The 19,741-nt window shown below is 63.9% G+C and carries 17 protein-coding genes; 4 read left to right on the top strand and 13 right to left on the bottom strand.

Annotated features, from left to right (window positions below; all coding sequences use genetic code 11):
* Positions 1–674 precede the first annotated feature (674 nt).
* Positions 675–1,409 carry a helix-turn-helix domain-containing protein gene (locus V0R59_RS13370; protein ID WP_003117280.1) on the top strand — a complete coding sequence of 245 codons (735 nt, stop codon included), beginning with the start codon at positions 675–677 and terminating at the stop codon, positions 1,407–1,409.
* Between the two features lie 73 nt (positions 1,410–1,482).
* The gene (locus V0R59_RS13365; protein ID WP_004374624.1) at positions 1,483–2,337 is read left to right on the top strand and encodes a sterol desaturase family protein; all 855 of its coding nucleotides are present in this window, start codon (positions 1,483–1,485) and stop codon (positions 2,335–2,337) included.
* Between the two features lie 29 nt (positions 2,338–2,366).
* On the opposite strand, the gene tnpC is transcribed toward V0R59_RS13365, so the two are convergent.
* From tnpC to V0R59_RS13330, 7 genes are all read right to left on the bottom strand, one after another.
* Positions 2,367–2,729, bottom strand: a complete 363-nt coding sequence (gene tnpC, locus V0R59_RS13360) for a Tn3 family transposase post-transcriptional regulator TnpC (RefSeq protein WP_004374622.1) — start codon at positions 2,727–2,729, stop codon at positions 2,367–2,369.
* The gene (locus V0R59_RS13355) at positions 2,729–5,746 is read right to left on the bottom strand and encodes a Tn3-like element ISPa42 family transposase (RefSeq protein ID WP_033725452.1); all 3,018 of its coding nucleotides are present in this window, start codon (positions 5,744–5,746) and stop codon (positions 2,729–2,731) included. Before V0R59_RS13355 ends, tnpC begins: the two co-directional genes overlap by 1 nt.
* Before the next feature lie 127 nt (positions 5,747–5,873).
* Positions 5,874–6,050, bottom strand: a complete 177-nt coding sequence (locus V0R59_RS13350; protein WP_330074751.1) for a hypothetical protein — start codon at positions 6,048–6,050, stop codon at positions 5,874–5,876.
* Positions 6,051–6,067: 17 nt separating this feature from the next.
* A complete protein-coding gene (locus V0R59_RS13345; protein WP_330074750.1) occupies positions 6,068–6,733 on the bottom strand; it encodes a M24 family metallopeptidase in 666 nt (221 codons plus the stop codon).
* A 189-nt stretch (positions 6,734–6,922) separates the two neighbouring features.
* Positions 6,923–7,462 (bottom strand): YbhB/YbcL family Raf kinase inhibitor-like protein, encoded by a 540-nt coding sequence (locus tag V0R59_RS13340; RefSeq protein ID WP_375547372.1) that lies wholly within the window; start codon positions 7,460–7,462, stop codon positions 6,923–6,925.
* A 46-nt stretch (positions 7,463–7,508) separates the two neighbouring features.
* Positions 7,509–8,813 carry an MFS transporter gene (locus V0R59_RS13335; protein WP_330074749.1) on the bottom strand — a complete coding sequence of 435 codons (1,305 nt, stop codon included), beginning with the start codon at positions 8,811–8,813 and terminating at the stop codon, positions 7,509–7,511.
* A 249-nt stretch (positions 8,814–9,062) separates the two neighbouring features.
* Positions 9,063–10,388: an MFS transporter gene (locus V0R59_RS13330; protein WP_330074748.1), complete on the bottom strand. Its 1,326-nt coding sequence runs from the start codon at positions 10,386–10,388 to the stop codon at positions 9,063–9,065.
* 161 nt (positions 10,389–10,549) lie between these two features.
* Between V0R59_RS13330 and V0R59_RS13325 the strand changes: the two genes are divergently transcribed.
* On the top strand, positions 10,550–11,647 hold the full coding sequence (locus tag V0R59_RS13325; protein ID WP_330074747.1) for a sugar diacid recognition domain-containing protein: 1,098 nt from the start codon (positions 10,550–10,552) through the stop codon (positions 11,645–11,647).
* A 113-nt stretch (positions 11,648–11,760) separates the two neighbouring features.
* Positions 11,761–12,900 (top strand): glycerate kinase, encoded by a 1,140-nt coding sequence (locus V0R59_RS13320; RefSeq protein ID WP_330074746.1) that lies wholly within the window; start codon positions 11,761–11,763, stop codon positions 12,898–12,900.
* Between the two features lie 107 nt (positions 12,901–13,007).
* Here the strand turns inward: V0R59_RS13320 and V0R59_RS13315 are convergent, their stop codons facing one another.
* From V0R59_RS13315 to V0R59_RS13290, 6 genes are all read right to left on the bottom strand, one after another.
* Positions 13,008–13,958 (bottom strand): site-specific integrase, encoded by a 951-nt coding sequence (locus tag V0R59_RS13315; protein ID WP_330074745.1) that lies wholly within the window; start codon positions 13,956–13,958, stop codon positions 13,008–13,010.
* Positions 13,959–13,995: 37 nt separating this feature from the next.
* Positions 13,996–14,724: a hypothetical protein gene (locus V0R59_RS13310; RefSeq protein WP_330074744.1), complete on the bottom strand. Its 729-nt coding sequence runs from the start codon at positions 14,722–14,724 to the stop codon at positions 13,996–13,998.
* Positions 14,725–14,816: 92 nt separating this feature from the next.
* Positions 14,817–16,973: a TonB-dependent receptor gene (locus V0R59_RS13305; RefSeq protein ID WP_330074743.1), complete on the bottom strand. Its 2,157-nt coding sequence runs from the start codon at positions 16,971–16,973 to the stop codon at positions 14,817–14,819.
* Positions 16,974–17,048: 75 nt separating this feature from the next.
* Complete coding sequence (locus V0R59_RS13300; RefSeq protein ID WP_330074742.1) at positions 17,049–17,468, bottom strand: DUF2946 family protein; 420 nt, start codon at positions 17,466–17,468, stop codon at positions 17,049–17,051.
* A 64-nt stretch (positions 17,469–17,532) separates the two neighbouring features.
* Positions 17,533–18,891 (bottom strand): sensor histidine kinase, encoded by a 1,359-nt coding sequence (locus V0R59_RS13295; RefSeq protein WP_330074741.1) that lies wholly within the window; start codon positions 18,889–18,891, stop codon positions 17,533–17,535.
* Positions 18,888–19,610, bottom strand: coding sequence for a response regulator (locus V0R59_RS13290; RefSeq protein WP_330074740.1), 723 nt, complete (start codon positions 19,608–19,610; stop codon positions 18,888–18,890). The genes V0R59_RS13295 and V0R59_RS13290 overlap by 4 nt, the downstream gene beginning before the upstream one ends.
* Positions 19,611–19,741: the final 131 nt, after the last annotated feature.

Genomic DNA, 19,741 nt, shown 5'->3' with positions numbered 1-19,741 from the left:
CAGCTACGAAACGTGGTCGCGACGATGCGCCTGACTGTAAGGCGCGGGATGATCACGGCATTAGACGAAACGAGGAGGGCGCCAGAGTCCTGCGGGCTCTCGCTTAATCACCGACTGGGTCAGCAATATCTCGGGGCGTGAGGGGAGAGGGGATATGCTCTTGATCACGGTGGTCTGGAGAAGTCCTCCGGTCTTGCATTCCTGGCCGGATTTGCAGGGGGACTTATTGGCCACCCCATCAGACGTGTCCATTTGCTCGCAGCACGGAGCATCGACCATTGCATGGCCCTGATGATCGGCGCTCTGCATCGGGCAAGGTTGTGCCGGCATGCTGAAAGCCACACCGCCGAAGGTCGGCAGCACGAGGCTAGCAATCATTAGCAGGATCAATCCAATCCGACGCACAGCAATTCACCAGGCGGGGCAATAGGCCGACGATAGCAGATTGCCCCCGAGCCATGAATGCTCCTTTTGACGATAACAGCACTTCGTTGATTTGGATCAAATAGAGTGTCTAGTCTCACAGGGCGAGCTGATTTTGTAGCGGGTGAGATTTCAATCGAGCAAGCGATAGAGTTCAGGCCAAAGAGGATTCTATAATCACTCTATAATTAGCTATAAAGCTCATTAGTGCACAAAATGCAGCGGGATGTGGAACCCTGAGGTGCCGCTGAATGAACGCAACGCAGGGTATCGGCTGGCATGGCAGAGCCTGGATTTCACCCGGGCTGGGCATTTTTCTGGGGCAGGCGGGTAGCCAAGATTGGCATAGCCACATGGCGCATCAAATTACCGTCAGCTTGAACGGCAGCTTGACTGTGAAGTGTACATCCTCGTCGGTGACGGCAAGGGCCATCTGCATCAGGGCAGGGGTGGCCCATCAGATCGAAGCTGACGAAGTGTTGTCGATCTACCTCGACGCGCTGTCCGATGAGGCGCGAGCACTTCCCGATAACATCGGGGAGGGCATCACTCCGATTCAGATGGGCGATACAGCATCGCTGCGAAAATTGCTGAGCAGCTCCGATCCGTCAGCCCAGCAAATTCGGGAAATGGTGCGCCTTGTTCTCAACCTTACGACTCCGCCGGCCTCCGATCCGCGACTGCAGTCGGTCCTCGCTGCGTTAAAAGAGCCGATTAATGGCAGGCAGGCGTTGGCCAAGCGCGTTCATCTGTCGCCTACCCGATTCTCACATTGGTTCGTCGAACAGACCGGTCTGCCGCTGCGCAGCTACCGGAAATGGAATCGCCTGGTCATAGCGCTCCAGCATATCGCCAGCGGCGCCAACCTGACTGCGGCCGCCCACGCTGCCGGCTTCGCTGACGCTGCCCACTTTTCCCGCACCTTCCGCGACCTGTTTGGCCTCGACCCCTCATCTGCCTTGGGTCATGTCAGTCTGAAAGGCTGAATTCAGCTTTTCTGTTCAAGCGCCATCACAGGTGATTGGCACAAAGTGGAGTCATCTCAGGGAGGGCTTCACGATGGGCAATTCACTCAGGTTCATGATCCGCTGGCTCAGCTACCCAACAATCTTTGGCGGGGCCGCAGCTTGGATGATCTGGTTGCTCTACACGGGTATTCCGTATTGGCCCAGCACGCCGATCATTGCCGCCCTAGGGATTCTGCTGGTGGCGCTGCTGGAACGCGTGCAGCCGTTCCGTGACGACTGGTTGGAGGACCACCAGGATACCCTTACTGATATCATCCATATGGTCGTGAACCTGTCCGTGATCCAGATTACGGCGACCGTGCTGGCCCGGCTGGGCGATTGGGTGCCCGCAGAGTTCCGTGTCTTCCCAACAGAGTTACCGCTGTGGGCTCAGCTAGTCATTGTCGCCGCCGTGCTGGACCTTAGCTTGTACGCCATGCACCGCTTCAGCCATCAGGTTCCATGGCTGTGGCGCTTGCATGAGCCACATCATAGCGCTGAGCGGCTCTACTGGATGAACGGCGAGCGCCGGCACCCGTTGCATGCCGCCATCATGGCAGGGCCTGGGCTGCTCGTGCTCTTTGCGATGGGCACTCCTTCTGCACTCGTGGCCACCTGGTTCGGCATCCTGACGGTACATTTGGCCTTTCAACACTCAAATCTGGACTACTCGTTGGGCTGGCTACGGCGCGTCATCGGTGTTGCAGAAACACACCGCTGGCATCACAAACGCGACTTCGAGGATGCTCAGGTCAATTTCGGTGAGTTCTTGCTGGTGTGGGATCAGTTGCTTGGAACCTTCTATGACAGCGCAAGCAAGCCCGGCAGCGCCGAAGTAGGACTGCGTGACCGGAACTATCCGACAGGCTATGTGGGTCAACTTGTTGAGCCGTTCAGAAGCCAGTAGCTTGCTCGGTGTTGCTGGCGACTAGTTGGTTAATGAGGATCGGCCGGCATGAGTTCAATCAAAGGCCTCAGTTGAGCTCTGACGCTGGCCAGCCAATTGCCCAGTTCCACCAGATCCTCATCAAGCGACTCGGCTTCCTCCCAGATACTGCCGCCTTCCGTCACAGACACCGATAGTGCCGCACCATCGAGCACCGTTTTCGCCATGGCATGTACCCGCAGGAGGCCATCCCTGAGGCCGCCGATGTTGTTCATATCCTTAAGCAGCAGATCCAGCCCATCGACTAGACACAGCAACTGGGTGGTGTCGTAGACGTCATGCAAACGCTCCAGCGCCTCGGCATCTACCTCGCCGTAGGGCGTGACGCGAAATGACGCAGGAGGAATGTTCATCAGGTCATCTCCTCGGTTTCCGCAGTACCGAGCTTGCCAGTGCGGATGGACCCGGCTGCCTGCTGGAACACCGAGTCTTTGATCCAGGGCTCCGGCGGCCGGTTGAGCTTGAGGTTGAACTCGCCGAAACGCTTGACGTTGCTGGTCAGGTAGGGGCTGAGGAAGGACACATCCTCATCGGAGAACTGCCAGCCCTCGCGAGCCAATTTCTGCAGGATCCGCATCATGTCCACAGTGTTCTGCAGGATCACCGACGAGGCCACCATGTCGTTGTAGCGCAGTCGCTTCTGTTGCTCGTCCGGATCGTTCTCGGCGATCACGTCGCCGCCGAAGGACAACCACTTGGAGAATCCGTTGTAGGACTCGATCTTGTTGGTGTTCGCGGTAACCTCCTGGCGCAACTCGCGACTGCCGATCCAGGTGAGCAGGAAGATCGTACGGATCACGCTGCCCAGTGCCTGTGCCGCGTGGTAGAGCTTGTTACGCCGGCTGTAGGAACCGAGTTTTCGCAGCAACATAGGCGAGGAGATTTTGCCCGCCTGGATCGATAGCGCGACCTGCATCAAATCCTGCCAATGGGTTTCAATCAGGTGCCAGTCGGCGGTGTCGGTGAACAGGCGGTTGATATGCTTATACGCAGCGCCGCGATCCGGCCGGCACATCACCAGGTCGCGCCAATTGCGGATGCGTGGCATCAGGTTGATACCAAGCAGATGAGTGAAGGCGAACACCGTGGCCGACTGGCCCTGGGTATCGGAATACACCGTATCAGCTTCGACGCTGAGATCGGCCTTGAGCAGCCCCTCGATTACATAAATTGCCTCCCAGATGCCCGGGGGGATGAAGTGCTGGAATACAGCGATGTAGTTGTTGGCCACATGCCGATAGGCAACGGCTCCCATCTTGCGGTAGCGGAAGTGGTAGCCGGCCAGCAGGTTGTCGTCATAGAAGTCGAACTGGGTGCCGTCCGCAGCCACCGCCTTGCCATCGCCCCAGAGTTTGGGCAGATCGAGCTGCAGGTAGAGCTCCACCAGCTCGCGGTTAGCCTTGTCCAGTTTCTCCAGCGAGAGGTGACGGCGATTGGTATAGGAAAGCATGTGGGGGGTGACATTACCGGCCAGATGCCGCGCGGCCTGGCTGGGGCCGAGGTTGCAACCCATGGCGAAGATCGTCATCAGGTAGCGCTCGGCAGGTTCTTTGAGCTTTGGCTCGTTGCCGGACATCGGCCCGAAATGTCGAGTGAACTGAATCCAGTGCTCGATGTTGGCCATGATGTCGAGTACGTGCCTGGCCGGCATGCGTTGCATGAGGGCCGTCTGTAGCGAGATGGCCGATGGCGGGATGTCGCGCGCCGTCACTCGGCGCAATACCGGTTCGCCGGCTTCGTTGATCGATACGTCCCCTCGGCAAGAGGGGAATTTGTCATCCAGTTGCTGCGCGGTTTCCTCCAACTGGGTCTTGAGGGAGGTAACAAATTCCTTCGCCGTGCCAGGCAGTTCCATCTTTTCGCAGTAGGCTGGTAGTCGCTGGAGACATTCGTCCCAGGGTAGCAACTGCTTGCGATAGTCGGCGAAGGATTCCGACCCTTGTACGCACATGTCACCGGATCGCAGTTCGTTGGCCAGGTAGGAGAATACGCAAACTTCCAGATAGCGCCGGTTGGTCGGTGGCCCCTCACTGGCAGGACGACGAACGACCTTGACCCAGCGCTCCGACGCAAACGACAAGTCGACGTGCTCGTCGATCCACTCGCGGTGCAAATTCTCGCTGTCCTGTATCAGTTGAAGTGCCTGAACCAGCGACCGATCCTGAGTCGTGGGCTCCAGTTGGAGAAGGTGGCTGAGACGGAACAACAGCGAGCGATGGGACCTGAAATGCTTCCAGATCAACGGCAGGTAGTTATTACCGCCGGTAGCCTGGACTTCGGCACAGGTTTCGCGTAACCGTTCCAGGTTGCCGTCGGGGGAGAGGTATTCCCGAATCAGGCTACCTGCCTCTTGGTCATCCGGTTCCTGAACCAAAATCTGCACCACACCGTCCAGGGTGGCCGCCAGCTGCTCCAGCTTCTGACGTTGCCGTGCTTGGATTTGCTCTAGTTCTTCCTTGGCACGTTTGTGAATCGTAGAGATTCGCCGGATGAACATCTCGGCTAGGTGATCCCGAGTCCGCACGCGCATCCGATAGATCAAGGCAAGCATCAGCGTGTAACGCTTCGGCAGCGAACAGTCCTTAAGCTCGGCGACGTCCGACGCCGCAGCTTGGGCAGCGAAGTGGCGGATTTTGGTATCGACGATTCCATCAAAAATGGCATCTAGATTCCCAAAGCTCTCGAGCCAAGCCATGTGATCTATCAGCACTTCCAAGTGTTTGCGGGATGGCTTCTTGGGTGCCTGCTTGAGGGCGTTGAAGTCACTTTGGCGTCGCCCGAAATCCGTTTCGAGCAGTTCTTTCAGTTTGTAGACCACCTCAATTGGCGCCCTGGTCACAACGAGATTGAATAGCCGCTCCTGCATTGCAACTAAGGCATCCTCAGCAGCGTCATTGAGGGTGGAATAGGCTGGGAGTTCGTAGCTGCGCTGCAGCAACTCGCCGATCAGCACATTGATGATATCCGCCCGCTGGTCGAGTACCTCGGCAGATTCGTGCGCAAGGTGGAGAGCTATGGTGAGCGCTTCACTACCATAGAAAGCCTTGATCTGGAGGTACTCACGAATGGCCGCCTGATGCCTATAAAAAGTACGCGAGTTGGTATAGCGGGAAGTGATACGAGGGCCAAAACCGAGTGTATTCCTGATGTGGTCAGTGATTTCTGGAGGTATCTCGTCTAGGGGAGGAAAGTAATGGAGCTCTTGGAATACCTTGAGCTGGACTGCCAGCCCAAGGGAAAGGGCTGGGCTACGAGCTGTCCTGGAAATCCAGTCAAGCTCTCCTGAGGAAAGCGAATAGTTGCGGTGTAAGTCCTTCGCACTGAGGGTAGTTGCTAGTCGTGGATATGCCGTTCTCTCCAAAGCCGCCATCGCTCAGCCCCTATGCATGCAAATAGATCAGCATAGACGCTTCCGGGCATGAGGCAGGCGGGACAAACAGGCCAAGTGAAATTCTATTTATATCAATAGGATAGAACCACTATGTCCTAATTTTCCTTTATCTCGGCATGACCCCCACACTGCGCGGGCGGCGTGCCTCGATGGCGGCGAGCATGGCGCGGTCGGTGACCAGGCGACGACTCTCGATCCTTGCCTCGCGTACGGCAGCGATCCAGGGCTCGGCATTGGTCTGCCAGCTGGACAGGATCAGCTTTTCGCAATCGTCGTCGGTCATCGCAGGCACTCCCTGGATCAGGCCAGCAGGTCTTCGTAGAACGCCCCGTACGGCTTGCTCGGGTGGGCGATCTGGATTTCCAGGATCCACAGGCCCTTGCCCGGCTGCTCGGCGAAATCACCGAGGTCGCCGGCGCGGTAGATGGCGTGGGGGAAGTCGCTGACGCGGTGGCCCTTGATGTCCAGGTTGAGCTTCCAGCCCATGGCCTGGGCCTGTTCATTGGCGAAGTCATACAGCTCGACGCCGCTGCAGCCGGTTTCCCGCCAATGGCTTTCGACGCTCTGGTACAGGGTTTTCGCGGCGGCGGCGCAGGCGATCATCTCCGCGTCGTCGCCGACCGCGAAGGTGGCGCCGGCATCGCCTTCATGGCCTTTCCAGACGATGCCCATGTCGATGAAGAAGATGTCGTTCTCGCCCAGCACCGGGTCGCCGTCGGAGCGCTGGTTGAAGCCCTTGAGGGTGTTGGCGCCGAAGCGCACCAGCAGCGGGTGCCAGATGCGTTCCATGCCCAGTTCGGCAAGGATCTGCTTGCCGAGTTTGGTGGCTTCGGTCTCGGTCATGCCGGGACGGATCACCGCGGCGATGGCGTCCACTGCATCCCAGGTACGGGCCTGGGCGTATTTCATCAGGTCCAGCGCGTAGTTCGCGCCAGTGGCTTCCTTGGGGGACACGGCGGTGGTCATGGGGCTCTCTTCTGTGAGGGGCTCTTTTGAATGGATCGCTGTGCAGAATTCTATATAACGGTATTGAATTGCAATAAATAGTTACGTTGCGCCGCGCACCCTGTAGGAGCGGGTTCACCCGCGATTGCTAAAGTGAATTCACCGACGCCATCGCGGGTAAACCCGCTCCCACAGTGACCGCAGCGCCCCTTAGTGCCCATACAGCCCGACAATGCTCATCCCGCCCAGCGCATGCCCCTGCAACGCCTTCAGCAACCCCTCCCGGTCCAGCCCCTCGGGCAGGCTGCCGGGTGCCAGGTCGGTGGCGATCAGCGTCAGGGCATAGTGGTGGGGATTGTCTCCGGCCGGCGGGCAGGGGCCACGGTAGGCGGCATCCCCGCGCACGTTCTTGCCGAGACTGAAGCCTTCGCTAGCCCCTTCGACCAGTTGCCCCTTGGCCGGATCGATGTTGTACGCCACCCAGTGGGAAACCCCGAGCCCCTTGGCGCCGTCCGGGTCGAACATCAGCAAGGCCACCGAGCGCGTGCCCTCTGGCAGGTTCGACCAACTCACCTGTGGCGACATCTGCTTGCCCTTGCCGCAATTGGCATCGGCACCGATCTGCGAGAGCGGAATGCGTCCACCGTCGTTGAACGAGGTGGACTGGATCGACAGCGGCGCCGCATGCACGACGCCACTTAGTGCCAGCAGCGCGGTCGCGCCCGCCAGCGAACGGAATCTGTTCTTCACTGCGGTTCTCCTTCGAACGTTCTCCGGGAACCGCAGTGTAGACGCCTTATTCGACGCCGGCCCGCGGCGTCGGCGGGTTGACCGCGTGTTCGCCCATGTCCACCGGCGGGTGCTCCTGGGCGGCATGGCGCAGGTCATCGGTCACCCGCAGTTCGGCACCGGTCGGCGAGAAGGTCGCCGAGGGCACGAACGGCGCCGGGTTGGCCGGCACCGGACGCTTGCCGCGACGCCACAGGAAGAAGCCGACCATGCTCAGGTTGATCAGGGCGAACGACCAGAACAGGCCATCCTGGCCGTAGCTGTTCATCGCTGGCGAAATGGCCAGCGGGCTCAGCGCCGAGCCCAGCGAGTTGATCAGCAGCATGCCCTGGATCATCGGTACCAGGGCTTCCACCGGCGCGCGGTCGGCAGCGTGGCTGACCGACACCGGGTAGACGGCGAACACGCCGCCACCGAGGAGGAACAGCATCGCCGGCAGCAGCACCGAGGTGGGCGGCAGCAGCAGGATGATCACCGACAGCACCACGCACAGCAGGCCGAGGGCGATCAGCACGTCCTGGCGGTCCTTGCGGTCCGACCAGCGGCCCACCGGGTATTGCAGGAGCATGGCGCCCAGAATCACCCAGGCCATCATGTTGCCGACTTCGCCGACATCCAGGCCTATGCGCTGCAGGTACAGCGGCAGCAGGGTATAGACCGCGGCGATGGCCACGCCGGAGCCGAAGCAGCCCACCAGGCCGGTGGGGGTGACGCTGAGCAACTGCCGCGGTCGCAACGGCTCGACATGTTCCAGCAGCGGCGAAACCCGCGGCAGGATCACGATCGGCAGCACCGACAGCGCCGCCAGCATGCCGGCCACCATGAAGGGTGCGTTGCCGCCCCAGCCGGCGATTTCGCCGAGGGCCGCCTGGCTGAGCACGCCGGCGCCGTAGAAGGAAATCATGTACAGCGCCAGCAGGCGTCCGCGGGCCTTGGTATCGCCGGCCATCAGCAGCCAGCTTTCGATCACCAGGAACACGCCGACGGTGGCCCAGCCGTTGATCAGGCGCAGCACCATCCAGCCCCAGGTATCGACGAACAGGCCCTGGGCGAGGATGGTCACCGCGATCAGCGAGGCGAAGCTGCTGTAGGCGCGGATATGGCCGATGCGCAGGATCAGGCGGTCATTGAACACGGCGCCGAGGGTCAGGCCGATGAAATAGGCCGAGGAGACGAAGCCGATCATGGTGGCGGATTCCCCGGCCTCGTCCAGGCGCAGGGTGGTCAGGGAAGACAGGAAGCCGTTGCCCAGGGCCATGATGAACAGCCCGAGCAGGGGTGCCAGCGCCATCGCCAGCAAACGCGGAGACATACGTACCTCAATAGAGTGGGGTTGAATACCGGTCAGACACCCTAGGTACGCGCGCGCAATCAGCCGGACCGTTGCGGGCCGGTGCTGTTCATTGTTGGGGTTGTCGCTGCTCGATGCGGTGAGGCGAAAAAGGGCGCGAAATTCTACTGGTTTTCCGGGGTGCGCCAACAGATGGCTGGGGGTGCGGCGAAGCGTCGCAGGGGCGGGGTTGCGCGGGAGCGGCCAGCGCCCCCGCACGGGTACGAAAGGTCAGGCGTTGGCAGCGACGCTGCGGCCCTGGCGGGAAACCCGCAGCGCCACCAGGCTGCCGACCACGATCAGGCCCGCCAGCGAGTACAGCGCCGCATCGGTGGAGCCGGTCTGGTCCTTGATCCAGCCCACCAGGTACGGGCTGAGGAAGCCGGCCATCTGTCCGACCGAGTTGATGATCGCCAGGCCAGCCACGGCAGTGCCGGCGCTGAGCAGGGCAGTGGGCATCGGCCAGAACATCGGCAGGCCGGTGAGGGCGCCCATGGTGGCGATGCTCAGGCCGAGGATGGCGATTACCGGGCTATGGGCGAAGTTGACCGCGATCAGCAGGCCGATGGCGCCCATCAGCATCGGCACTACAAGATGCCAGCGGCGCTCGTTGTGCAGGTCTGCCGAGCGGCCCACCAGCAGCATGAACACACCGGCCAGCAGGTACGGGATCGCGCTCAGCCAGCCGATCAGCAGGGCGTCGCTGAAGCCGAGGTTCTTGATGATCGATGGCAGCCAGAAGTTGATCGCGTAGACGCCGCTCTGGATGCAGAAGTAGACGAAGCCGAAGGTCCAGATCAGCGGATGGGTCAGCACCGAAAGCACGCTGTCGCTCACCGTCTGCGGCTTGCTCGCCGCATCCGCGCGCAGGTCGGCTTCCACTGCGGCACGTTGCGCCGGGGTCAGCCAGGCGGCCTTGGCGAAGCCGTCGCTGAGCAGGAACACCGCCATGCAGCCCAGCACCACGGTGGGCAGGCCCTGGATCAGGAACATCCACTGCCAGCCGGCGAGGCCGCCTTGACCGGCCGCGAAGTGGTTGAGGATCCAGCCGGAGAACGGCCCGCCGAGCAGGCCGGAGACCGGGATCGCCGACATGAACAGAGCCATGATGCGTCCGCGGCGCTGGGCCGGGAACCACTGCGAGAGGTACAGCACGATGCCGGGGAAGAAGCCGGCTTCGGCGGCGCCGGTGAACAGGCGCAGCACGTAGAACTGGGTCGGCGTGGTGACGAACAGCAGGCAGGTCGACAGCGTGCCCCAGGTGATCATCATCACCGCGATCCAGCGCCGTGGCCCGAAGCGGTTCAGCGCCAGGTTGCTGGGCAGGCCGCAGAGCACGTAGCCGATGAAGAAGATCCCGGCGCCGAGACCGTAGATGGTTTCGCTGAACTTCAGGGCGTCGAGCATCTGCAGCTTGGCGAAGCCGACGTTGACCCGGTCGAGGTAGTTGAACAGGTAGCAGACGAAGATGAACGGGATGAGCCGCAGGGTGATGCGCCGGTACAGCGCATCGCGGTCGATGGCATGGCCTTGGTCAGGGGCAGGGCTGGATGACATGATTCTCTCTCTGTTGTTATGGTTGTGCGGCATCCCGCGTCGAGGCGGGCGCTGCTGAAAAGTCTCGACCAGCGCGCGGTGCCTGTCTTTGTGCTTTTGCACGGCATTTACGCCGCACTGTTGTGCTGCGGACCAACCTGTGGACCCTCAAGGAACCCCCAATGTTCGAACTGGACCATGACCTGGCGCAGGATATCGTCGACCGGGCGATGGCCATTTTGCCCTATAACGTCAACGTCATGGACAGCCAGGGCCTGATCCTCGGCAGTGGCGAGCCCCAGCGCATCAACACCCGCCACGAGGGCGCGCAACTGGTGCTGGCCAACGAGCGCATCGTCGAGATCGACGACGACGCGGCGAAGTGCCTGAAGGGCGTGCAACCCGGGGTCAACCTGCCGCTGATGCTGGATGGCCGGCTGATCGGCGTGCTCGGTATCACCGGCGATCCCGGGCAACTGCGCACCTATGCGGAGTTGGTGCGCATGACGGCGGAGATGCTCCTGGCCCAGCGCCATTTGCAGGTCGAGCAGCAATGGCGGCGCCAGCGTTGCGATGACCTGCTGGCCCTGCTGCTGGGCGGCAGCGGCGATGCCCCGCGACTGGTGGACGAAGCCCGGCAACTGGGCCTGAAGCCGCAATTGCCGCGGGTGCCGTGCCTGTTCGAGCTGGGCGAGGGGCCGGCGGCGGAAGCCTTGTCGGTGTGGCTGATGCAGCGTTATCCGGATAGCTGGTGCGTGAGTCCGGCACGGCAGTCGCTGCTCTGGTGTCGCCCGGCCGCGCTGGCCGTGGATGAAGGCAAGCTGCTGGACAAGGTCGAGGCCCAGGGCTGGCGTGTGCAGCGCCTGGCGGTGGGCGGTGTGGCCGATGGCGTGGAGAGCCTGCGCCGGGGCTATCGGCGGGTACGCGACTTGCTGGCCTACGGGCGCGAGGTGCTGCCGGGCGAGCGCCAGTTGACGCTGGCACGCTATCGCCTGCCGGCGCTGCTGTGGCGCCATCGCCAGGACGATGCACTGGACGAACTGCTGGAGCCGCTGCAGCGGATCCGCGCCAAGGATGTCAGCGGCCAGTTGCTGGCGACCCTGCGCGCCTGGTGCAGGCATGACGGGCAGAGCCAGGCCTGTGCCGAGGCCCTGGGGATCCACCGCAACAGCCTGCGCTACCGGCTGGAACGGATCGGCGAGCTGAGCGGGGTGGATCCGTTGCGGCTGGAGGGGATGCTGAGCCTGTACCTGGGCTTGCAGTTGCTGCCGGCCGAATAGCCGATCTCCCATTGTCCAACTGACCAAACAACCGCCGCCGATCTTGTGCACTGGCCAGAAGCCCGCCCTGCCGACAACTGGCAGCATGCAGGCATCTGCAACAGGAGCCCCACATGAAAATCGTCATCGCCCCCGACTCGTTCAAGGACAGCCTCAGCGCCGAGGGGGTGGCCGCGGCCATTGCCGGCGGGATCGCCGCCGTCCTGCCCCAGGCCGAGGTGCTGTGCTGCCCGATGGCCGACGGCGGCGAAGGCACCATGGACGCCATCGTCGCTGCCTGTCATGGCGAACGCCGCAGCCTCACCGTCCGTGGCCCGCTGGGGCGCGAGGTGCTGGCCCACTGGGGCTGGCTCGGCGGCTCCCGTACCGCGATCATCGAGATGGCCCAGGCCAGCGGCCTGCAACTGCTTGAGCTGGACCAGCGCGATGCCTGCCGCACCAGCAGCTTCGGTACCGGCCAGCTGATCGGCGCGGCGCTGGACGCCGGCGCCGAACGGATCATCCTTGCCATCGGCGGCAGCGCCACCAACGATGCCGGCAGCGGCATGCTGCGCGCCCTTGGCCTGCGCACCTTCGACGCCCAGGGCGCCGAGCTGGAGGAGGGTGGCCTGGCTCTGTGCAATGTCGCCCGCGTCGATGCCAGCGGCCTCGATCCGCGCCTGGCCAGCGTGCGCCTGGAAGTGGCGGCGGATGTCGACAACCCGCTGTGCGGCGCCAATGGTGCCTCGGCGATTTTCGGCCCGCAGAAAGGTGCCAGCCCCGCGCAGGTCGAATTGCTCGACCATGCCCTGGGCCATTTCGCCGATCATTGCGCGCAGGTGCTGGGCCGTGATGTCCGCGATTTTCCGGGTTGCGGCGCTGCCGGGGGCATGGGCTTTGCCGCCAGGGCGTTTCTCGACGCGCAGTTCCGTCCGGGTATCGAGGTGGTGGCCGAACTGGTGGGGTTGGACGCGGCGGTGCAGGGCGCCGACCTGGTGATCACCGGCGAAGGCCGTTTCGATGCGCAGACCCTGCGGGGCAAGACGCCCTTTGGCGTGGCGCGGATCGCCAAGCGCCATGGCGTTGCGGTGGTGGTGCTGGCGGGGACGCTGGGCGATGGCTACCAGGCGCTGTATGACCACGGCATCGATGCTGCGTTCGCCATCGCCGACGGGCCGATGACGTTGCAGCAGGCCTGTGCCAACGCCGCCGAGCTGCTGGCGGCCCGTGCCGGCGACATCCTGCGCCTGTGGCAGATCGCCAACAAAGGTTGAGTTTTACGCGTCCCTTGTAGGAGCGGGTTTACCCGCGATGACGATGGTGGCATCACCGACGCAATCGCGGGTGAACCCGCTCCTACAGGGGACGCGTCGCTTCGACGTCACTCGATCCGTCTTTCCTCATGTACGAGCGCCGGCAGTTCCAGCTCGCCAAACGAGGCGCTGGCATCCACATAGCGCAGCGCCGACTTCACATCGCGCCAGCCCACATGGCTCATCAGCGTCTTGGTATCCCAGCCATTGCCGGCCGCCCAGGTAGCGAAGCCGCGACGCAGCGAGTGGGCACTGTAGCTTTCCGCCGGCAGCCCTGCCGCGGCGAAGATGCGCCGCAGCAGGGCGATCAGGCTGCCGCTGTTCAGCGCCTCCTCGCCGAGATTGCCCCAGCGGTCGAGCTTGCGGAACACCGGGCCGCGGGCAATCCCGGCCACGTTGATCCAGTCCACGTAGGCCTGCACCGGGCACAGGCTCTTCAACGCCGGCATGCGATGGGTCACCCCGCGCCCGTGGCGGTCACCCTTGCTTTGCGCCAGGTACAGCTGCATGCCACCCCCGGCCTGGGCCTGGATATGCTCGACCCGCAGCCGCGCCAGTTCATCGCCACGAAAGCCCCGCCAGAAGCCGATCAGCAGCAATGCCGCATCCCGTCGTGCCCGCAGCAGGTCGGGCAGGCGCTGTTCGTTCCGGGCCAGTTCGGCCTGCTGTTCGAGGTGGCCGATGGTGCGTTGCAGGTGCTCAAGGGTCAGCGCCGCTGCCTGGCGTTCCTGCACCGGGTGCACGGCGCGGATGCCCTTGAGCATCTGCCGCACCAGTGGCGCCTTGGTCGGGTCGGGAAAACCCTGGCTGACATGCCACTGCCCAAGCGCGGCGAGGCGCTGGCGCAGGGTATTGATGGAGTGCTCGCCGGCGAAGTCCGCCAGGTAACGGGCGATGCTGTCGGCGGTGGCGGGGAGGAAGCCGCCCCAGGCCACCTCGAAATGCTCGATGGCGGCGCGGTAGCTGCGCCGCGTGTTGTCGCGGACGGCGGCCTGGAGGTACTGGTCGATCTTGCTCATGACGATGACGGTGCGTTACTGCTCTGTGCCCGCGAGTCTAGCGCCCCGACGTCCACGGTGCATATTCCAGGGCTACCATCCCGATGTCCTGCTTCTGCGGGTTTGCGCCGATCCCCGGCACCTTGCTCAGGTCCAGCCGGCTGCAGGCCTCGTTGAGTCGGCCTTGCAGCGCGCCATCCAGCTTGAAATCCGCCGGGCGCGTGCTGTTCGGGCGCAGGTCCACCAGGCAGCCGGTGCCGTTGGCCTGGAAGTGGATGACCGCAATCCCCACGCTGTCCACTGGCTGGGCGTCGAGCAGATGCTCGCGGAAGAAGCGCCGCTGGGCATTGCCGGTCTTCCAGCGATCAGAGCCCAGTTCGCTGAACACCACGTTCACCGGCGCGATCACCTCCAACTGGCCGTCCTTGTCGTACATGCCGTCGGGCGCCGTCGGGAAGACGGTGCGCAGGCAGCGCTCCTCGATGTAGCGGGCGAAGGCCTTGGGGGCGGTGCGGGTCAGCTCGATGGGCAACTGCTTGTCGAGGTCGGGCCGGGCCCGCTGGGCCTTGCAGCTGGCCGCACGGCCCAGGCGGTTGACGCTGATGCGCAGGGAGGCCACGCCTATCGTTTCCTCCTGGATGTCGCTGGCGATGCTCCGGGTCAGCGCGGCCTGGAACTTGTCCTGGAACTGCACCACGGCCTTCGCATCGACGTCCGGCGGGGAGTACTTCAGCGCGCAGCCTGCCAGCACGGCGAGGCTCAGCAAAGCGAGGGGGAATTTCGACACGACACATCCTTGTTAACGCATTGGACAGGGCGTGCAGGATATCAGGGCCAACAATACAAATGCATCCCATTCCCGCGCGCCCTGCGGCGCACTCAGTACTTCCAGTCCAGCGCCACCTCCAGGCTGCGTGGCTCACCCACGTAGTACTGGGTATTGCTCTGGTGGATGAACCGCGCATACACCTCGTCGGTCAGGTTGCGCAGGCGTGCGCTGACCCTGGTGTGCTTGTCCAGGTCATGGCTCATGGACACGCCATAGAGGGTGTACGACGGCACCCACATGCTGTTCGCGGTATCGGCATACACCGACGCCACGTAGCGCGCATCGGCCCCCACCTGCCAGCCCGGGGCGATGTCGTAGGTCAGCCACAGGTTGGCAGTGCGCTCGGGAATGTTCACCGGGGTCTTGCCGGCGCGGGAATACACCGTGCCGCCGATGTTCTCGTTGAACGCGTCGTACTCGGCACGGACCCAGGCGAAGTTGCCGGAGGCCAGCAGTTGCGGGGTGATCTTCAACGACGCCGCCAGCTCGATGCCGGTGGAGGTCTGCTGGCCCGCCTGTTCGGTGACGTTGGGCTGGGTCGAGGAGGGCACCGAGACGTTCTTGCGCACGATGCGGTAGGCCGCTGCCGTGGCAGTGCCGCGCCCGTCGAGGAAGTCCAGCTTGCTGCCCACCTCGACCTGGCGGCCACGGCTCAGGTCCAGGTCGCCGACCTGGCCGATCGACGCGCTGGTCAGGGGCCCGCCCGGCGGTTCGGCCGAGGTGCTGTATTGGCTGTAGAGGCTGATGTTCGAAGTCAGGTCGTAGACCAGGCCCAGGCGTCCGGTGAGCGCGTCCCAGCGCCGGTCCAGGCCAGTGCGCGCGACATGGTCGACCACCTCGAAGTCGATATGGTCGTAGCGCAGGGCGCTGACTAGTGCCAGCCGGTCGGTCAGGCGGGTGCGGTTCTCGACGAAGGCCGAGGTGGTATCGGTGGTGGTGCTGCGGCCCTTGGCCCGGGGCGCGTCCATCCCCGGGATATCGAGGAAATGTCCCGGCTCGAAACTGCCTGGAAGCACCGTGTCGAAGGCACCCTTGGACAGCGGATAGTTGGTTTGCTGGTTGCGGTTGTAGTCCAGACCGAAGGCCCAGTCGCTGGCCAGGCCGAAGACCTCGCCCAGGTGGGTCAATTCGAGGCGGTTGCCGTCGACCTCCTGGTCATGCCGCTGGCGATAGCCGCCGGAGCGCAGTACCGCGCTGTTGTCGGCGTTGTAGCGGTAGACCTCGAGGTTGCGGTAATCGCGCTGGCCGTCGTAGTGGTAGAAGGTGTTGCGCAACTGCGTGTCGTCGTTGAAGCGGTAGTCGGTGATCGAGCGCAGCCAGCGGGTGCGCTGCTCGTAGCGGCCGTCTTCGACGTTGTAGTTGTCGAAGCGCGTGTGCTTGTCGATATGCAGGGTGCCGGACAGCGGCCGCAGTACCGGGGTGCCCCAGTAGGGGCTGTCTTCCTTCTCCTCCAGGTATTCGATGGCCAGGGTGTGGGACAGCTGGTCGTTGATGTCGCTGAGCAGGGAGAAGGCCAGGTTGCCGGCAGTGTTCTCCTGGCGATCGATGTAGCCGTTGCTGCCGGTGCGGCTGTAGTCCAGGCGCGCGTAGTGACGTGGGCCGGGGCCGTCGTTCAGCGCCTGGTTCACGCCGATGGCGGTTTCCATGGTGTCGTAGCGGCCATAGCTGACGCGGCCTTCGAGGCTGTCGGCGTCGCGGCTGGCGAGCTTGGTCACCATGTTCAGGCTGCCGCCCACCGCGCCACTGCCATTGAGGAAGGATGACGGGCCGCCGAGCAATTCGACCCGGTCGTAGATCCAGGCGCCCACCGGACGCCCGGCGGCGCCGTACTGGACGTTGATACCGTTGAACAGCTGGGCGATCTGCGCGCCGTTGAAGCCGCGGTAGGCGACGTAGCCGCCCCAGCCCGGAGGTGCCGAAGCATTCACGCCGGGCAGGGCGTTGGCGGCGTCCTGGAAGTTGCGCGCGCCGATGCGCTCCAGGGTCGCGCGGTCGGCGACGCTGACCGAGGCGGGGTTTTCCCGTGGGCTCAGGTGCAGGCGCGAACCGCTGTCGATCGGCTTGTCGAGGTCGAGGCGGGTGCCTTCGACGGTGGTGTCGCGGGTGGCGTTCACGTTGCTTACGGGCAGGGTGAGGCTGTTGTCCTGCGCCCAGGCGCAGGTGCTCGCGCTGCTGATCAGCAGCGCCAGGGTGGTGAGGCGAAACATGCAAGTGCTTCCTCGCTAGGACTCGATAGGCTCGCGGCGGCTTGCCTCGGTCGAGGCAGCACGGACGCGGCGATGTCAGATCACGGCAAGGACAGCGGGGGAGGCACGGGGATTGAGGCGCGGCCATTGCTCGCGGGGCAAGGGCAGCAGATGGCTGTGGCCGAGCAGCAGGGTCTCGGGCCAGTAGCGCGGGAACAGGTGCCTGAAGTAGTCGCCGGGCAAGGCGGCATGACCGGCATGGCCGCAGCAGCAGTCGCCACTCTGCACCTTGCTGCTGGTCTGGCCATCGAGGTCGGGCAGTTGGGCCTTCAACTGGGCCAGCAGCGACTTGGGCAGGCTCTGCAGGCCGTGGAGGGTACAGAAGCTGCCAAGGATCAGCGACTGGTTGTCGACGGTGGGCGGACGCAAGGCACGGTCGAGCGGCATGGCCAGCAGGTTGAACAACACTGCGAAGCTTGCGAGCAGGATGATGTGGGTGCGCAGGCGTGCCAGCATGGTTGCCCCTTGGTCAAGGTGCGCATTCAGCCGGATTTTGTCTTGATTTTCAAGGGCCTCAAGGTCACCGAGGCAGTACCAGGCTCACCACCAGGCCACCGCCCTCGCGAGAGGCCAGTTGCAGCGTGCCACCATGGGCCGCGGCGATGCTCGCTGCAATGCTCAAGCCCAACCCATGCCCGCCACCACTGCGCGACGGATCGCACTGGTAGAAATGCTCGAACACCCGCTGCCGGTGCTCCTGTGCGATCCCCGGCCCGCGATCGGCAACCCGGATCGTCACCTGCGCGGCCTCGTCGACCACCTCGATGTCGACCGGCCCGGGGGCATGGCGCCGAGCGTTGTCCAGCAGGTTCTGCAGGCAGCGGCGCAAGCCGCCGGGATGGGCCGGCAACGGCCGGGCACTGCCGTGGATCCTCAGGCTGTCGCCCAGGTCTTCGAAATCCGCCTGCAAGCCCTGCAACAAGGCATCGATCGCCACCGGCTCGCGGGCCTGCTCCAGCTCACCGTTGCGCAGGAAGTCCAGGCTGGCGCGGACCATGTCCTCCATATGCCCCAGGTCATCGCGAAAACGCTGGCGCTGGCCCTCGTCCGGCAGCAGCTCGGCGCGCAGGCGCAGGCGCGTGATCGGCGTGCGCAGGTCGTGGGAGACCGCAGCGAAGAAGCGCGTGCGCTCGGCGATGCTCTCGATCAGCCGATGCTGCATGGCATTGAAGGCCTGCGCCGCCTGGCGCACCTCCTGCGGTCCCTCCAGGCTCAGCGGCGGGCGATGGATATCGCGGCCCAGGGCTTGCGCCGCAGCGGCCATCTGCTTCAGCGGGCGCAGGGCCAGGCGCACCGCCAGCAAGGCCACCAGCACCACCGCGAGAATCCGCAACAGATAGATGCGCAGGATGTAGTCGAACACCAGCGAACTGATGGAGCCGCTGCTCCAGCCCTGGTTCTCCGTGGCCTGGAGGAACAGCGTGTTGCCATCCGGCAGGTTGACCCCGACGCGGATGCGCACGCTGGCCTGGTCGCCGTCGAACAGGGTGGTGGGGCCGGCGGGCTGCTCGCCGCCGCCCAGCAGTTCCAGGCAATACAGGTGCAGGTTGGCCGGCTCGCCGCTGCGTTCGCTGACCAGCTGGCGCAGCAGGGTTTCGTACATCGGGTCGCTGTCGGCCTGTTCCGGCGCCTGCTCCAGCCGATGCCAGCGCGGCGATTCCAGGCTTTGCAGCAGGGTATCGAGGTGCCCGGGATCCTGCTTCGCCACCTGCACCAGGTCGGCGATGCGCGCAGCCATCAGCCGCAGCGGGATCTCCAGCACCTGGGTCTGGCGTACCTCGTGCCAGATGCTGCTGGTGAGCAACTGCGAGGCGAGCATGCCACCCACCAGGATCAATACCAGGCGCCCATGCAGCGAGCGTGGCCAGAAACGCCTCATTCGCTGTGCACCGCGTCGACGGTGAGCATGTAGCCCTCGTTGCGCACGGTGCGGATCAGAGCCGCGGCCTTTGGTGCATCGTCGAGGTGCTGGCGCAGGCGACTGATGCACACGTCGATGCTGCGGTCATAGGGCATGCGCTCGCGTTCGAAGACCTGGCCCAGTAGGAAATCCCGGCTCAGCGGGCGGTTCGGGTGCTGCAACAGCAGGCGCAGCACGCGGTAGTCGGAGTTGCCCAGGCTGATCACCAGCCCGGCGGGGGAGCGCAACTGGCGGGTGGTGGTTTCCAGTTGCCAGCCAGCGAAGTGCAGGTGGCGTGCCTCGTCCATCCGGGCGCGCTCGGGAAAGCTGTGGGTGCGGCGCAGCACCACCTTGATCCGCGCCAGCAGCTCGCGCGGGTCGAAGGGCTTGCCGAGGTAATCGTCGGCGCCCATCTCCAGGCCGACGATACGGTCCACCAGGGTGCCGCGGGCGGTGAGCATGATCACCGGGATATTGCTGTGCACCCGCAGGTCGCGGCACAGGGTCAGGCCATCCTCGCCGGGCAGCATGAGGTCGAGCACTACCAGGTCGATCAGCTGTTCGTCGAGGCGCCGGCGCATCTCCCGGCCATCCGCTGCCACCGAGGTACGCAAGCCGGCTTCTTCCAGGTAGGTGGAGAGCAGCTGGCGGATCTCGGGGTCGTCGTCGACGATCAGGATATGGTCGGGCTGGGACATGGAAATGCTTCTCAAGTGGAATTGGCGCACTTTACACCCGTCTGGGCGGGGCAAATGTAATGGAATGTGTTGGGCGCCGATGGACGGCCTGGCCATTACATTTCCGGCGAAAGTGCTATCAGACGGCTGGA

This window comes from Pseudomonas ulcerans, assembly GCF_036324125.1.
In the GTDB taxonomy this organism is placed as follows: domain Bacteria; phylum Pseudomonadota; class Gammaproteobacteria; order Pseudomonadales; family Pseudomonadaceae; genus Aquipseudomonas; species Aquipseudomonas ulcerans.
Note: the sequence above shows the minus strand (reverse complement) of the source record. Positions and strands in the feature narration are given on the sequence as shown.

Excerpts from the sequence above, each read along its gene's own strand:
- V0R59_RS13370 (WP_003117280.1), top strand. The coding sequence starts at position 675 with ATGAACGCAACGCAGGGTATCGGCTGGCATGGCAGAGCCTGGATTTCA.
- V0R59_RS13320 (WP_330074746.1), top strand. The coding sequence starts at position 11,761 with ATGAAAATCGTCATCGCCCCCGACTCGTTCAAGGACAGCCTCAGCGCC.
- V0R59_RS13290 (WP_330074740.1), bottom strand. The coding sequence starts at position 19,610 with ATGTCCCAGCCCGACCATATCCTGATCGTCGACGACGACCCCGAGATC.
- tnpC (WP_004374622.1), bottom strand. The coding sequence starts at position 2,729 with ATGAACATTCCTCCTGCGTCATTTCGCGTCACGCCCTACGGCGAGGTA.
- V0R59_RS13365 (WP_004374624.1), top strand. The coding sequence starts at position 1,483 with ATGGGCAATTCACTCAGGTTCATGATCCGCTGGCTCAGCTACCCAACA.
- V0R59_RS13330 (WP_330074748.1), bottom strand. The coding sequence starts at position 10,388 with ATGTCATCCAGCCCTGCCCCTGACCAAGGCCATGCCATCGACCGCGAT.
- V0R59_RS13315 (WP_330074745.1), bottom strand. The coding sequence starts at position 13,958 with ATGAGCAAGATCGACCAGTACCTCCAGGCCGCCGTCCGCGACAACACG.
- V0R59_RS13305 (WP_330074743.1), bottom strand. The coding sequence starts at position 16,973 with ATGTTTCGCCTCACCACCCTGGCGCTGCTGATCAGCAGCGCGAGCACC.
- V0R59_RS13325 (WP_330074747.1), top strand. The coding sequence starts at position 10,550 with ATGTTCGAACTGGACCATGACCTGGCGCAGGATATCGTCGACCGGGCG.
- V0R59_RS13350 (WP_330074751.1), bottom strand. The coding sequence starts at position 6,050 with ATGACCGACGACGATTGCGAAAAGCTGATCCTGTCCAGCTGGCAGACC.
- V0R59_RS13345 (WP_330074750.1), bottom strand. The coding sequence starts at position 6,733 with ATGACCACCGCCGTGTCCCCCAAGGAAGCCACTGGCGCGAACTACGCG.
- V0R59_RS13335 (WP_330074749.1), bottom strand. The coding sequence starts at position 8,813 with ATGTCTCCGCGTTTGCTGGCGATGGCGCTGGCACCCCTGCTCGGGCTG.
- V0R59_RS13355 (WP_033725452.1), bottom strand. The coding sequence starts at position 5,746 with ATGGCGGCTTTGGAGAGAACGGCATATCCACGACTAGCAACTACCCTC.
- V0R59_RS13295 (WP_330074741.1), bottom strand. The coding sequence starts at position 18,891 with ATGAGGCGTTTCTGGCCACGCTCGCTGCATGGGCGCCTGGTATTGATC.
- V0R59_RS13300 (WP_330074742.1), bottom strand. The coding sequence starts at position 17,468 with ATGCTGGCACGCCTGCGCACCCACATCATCCTGCTCGCAAGCTTCGCA.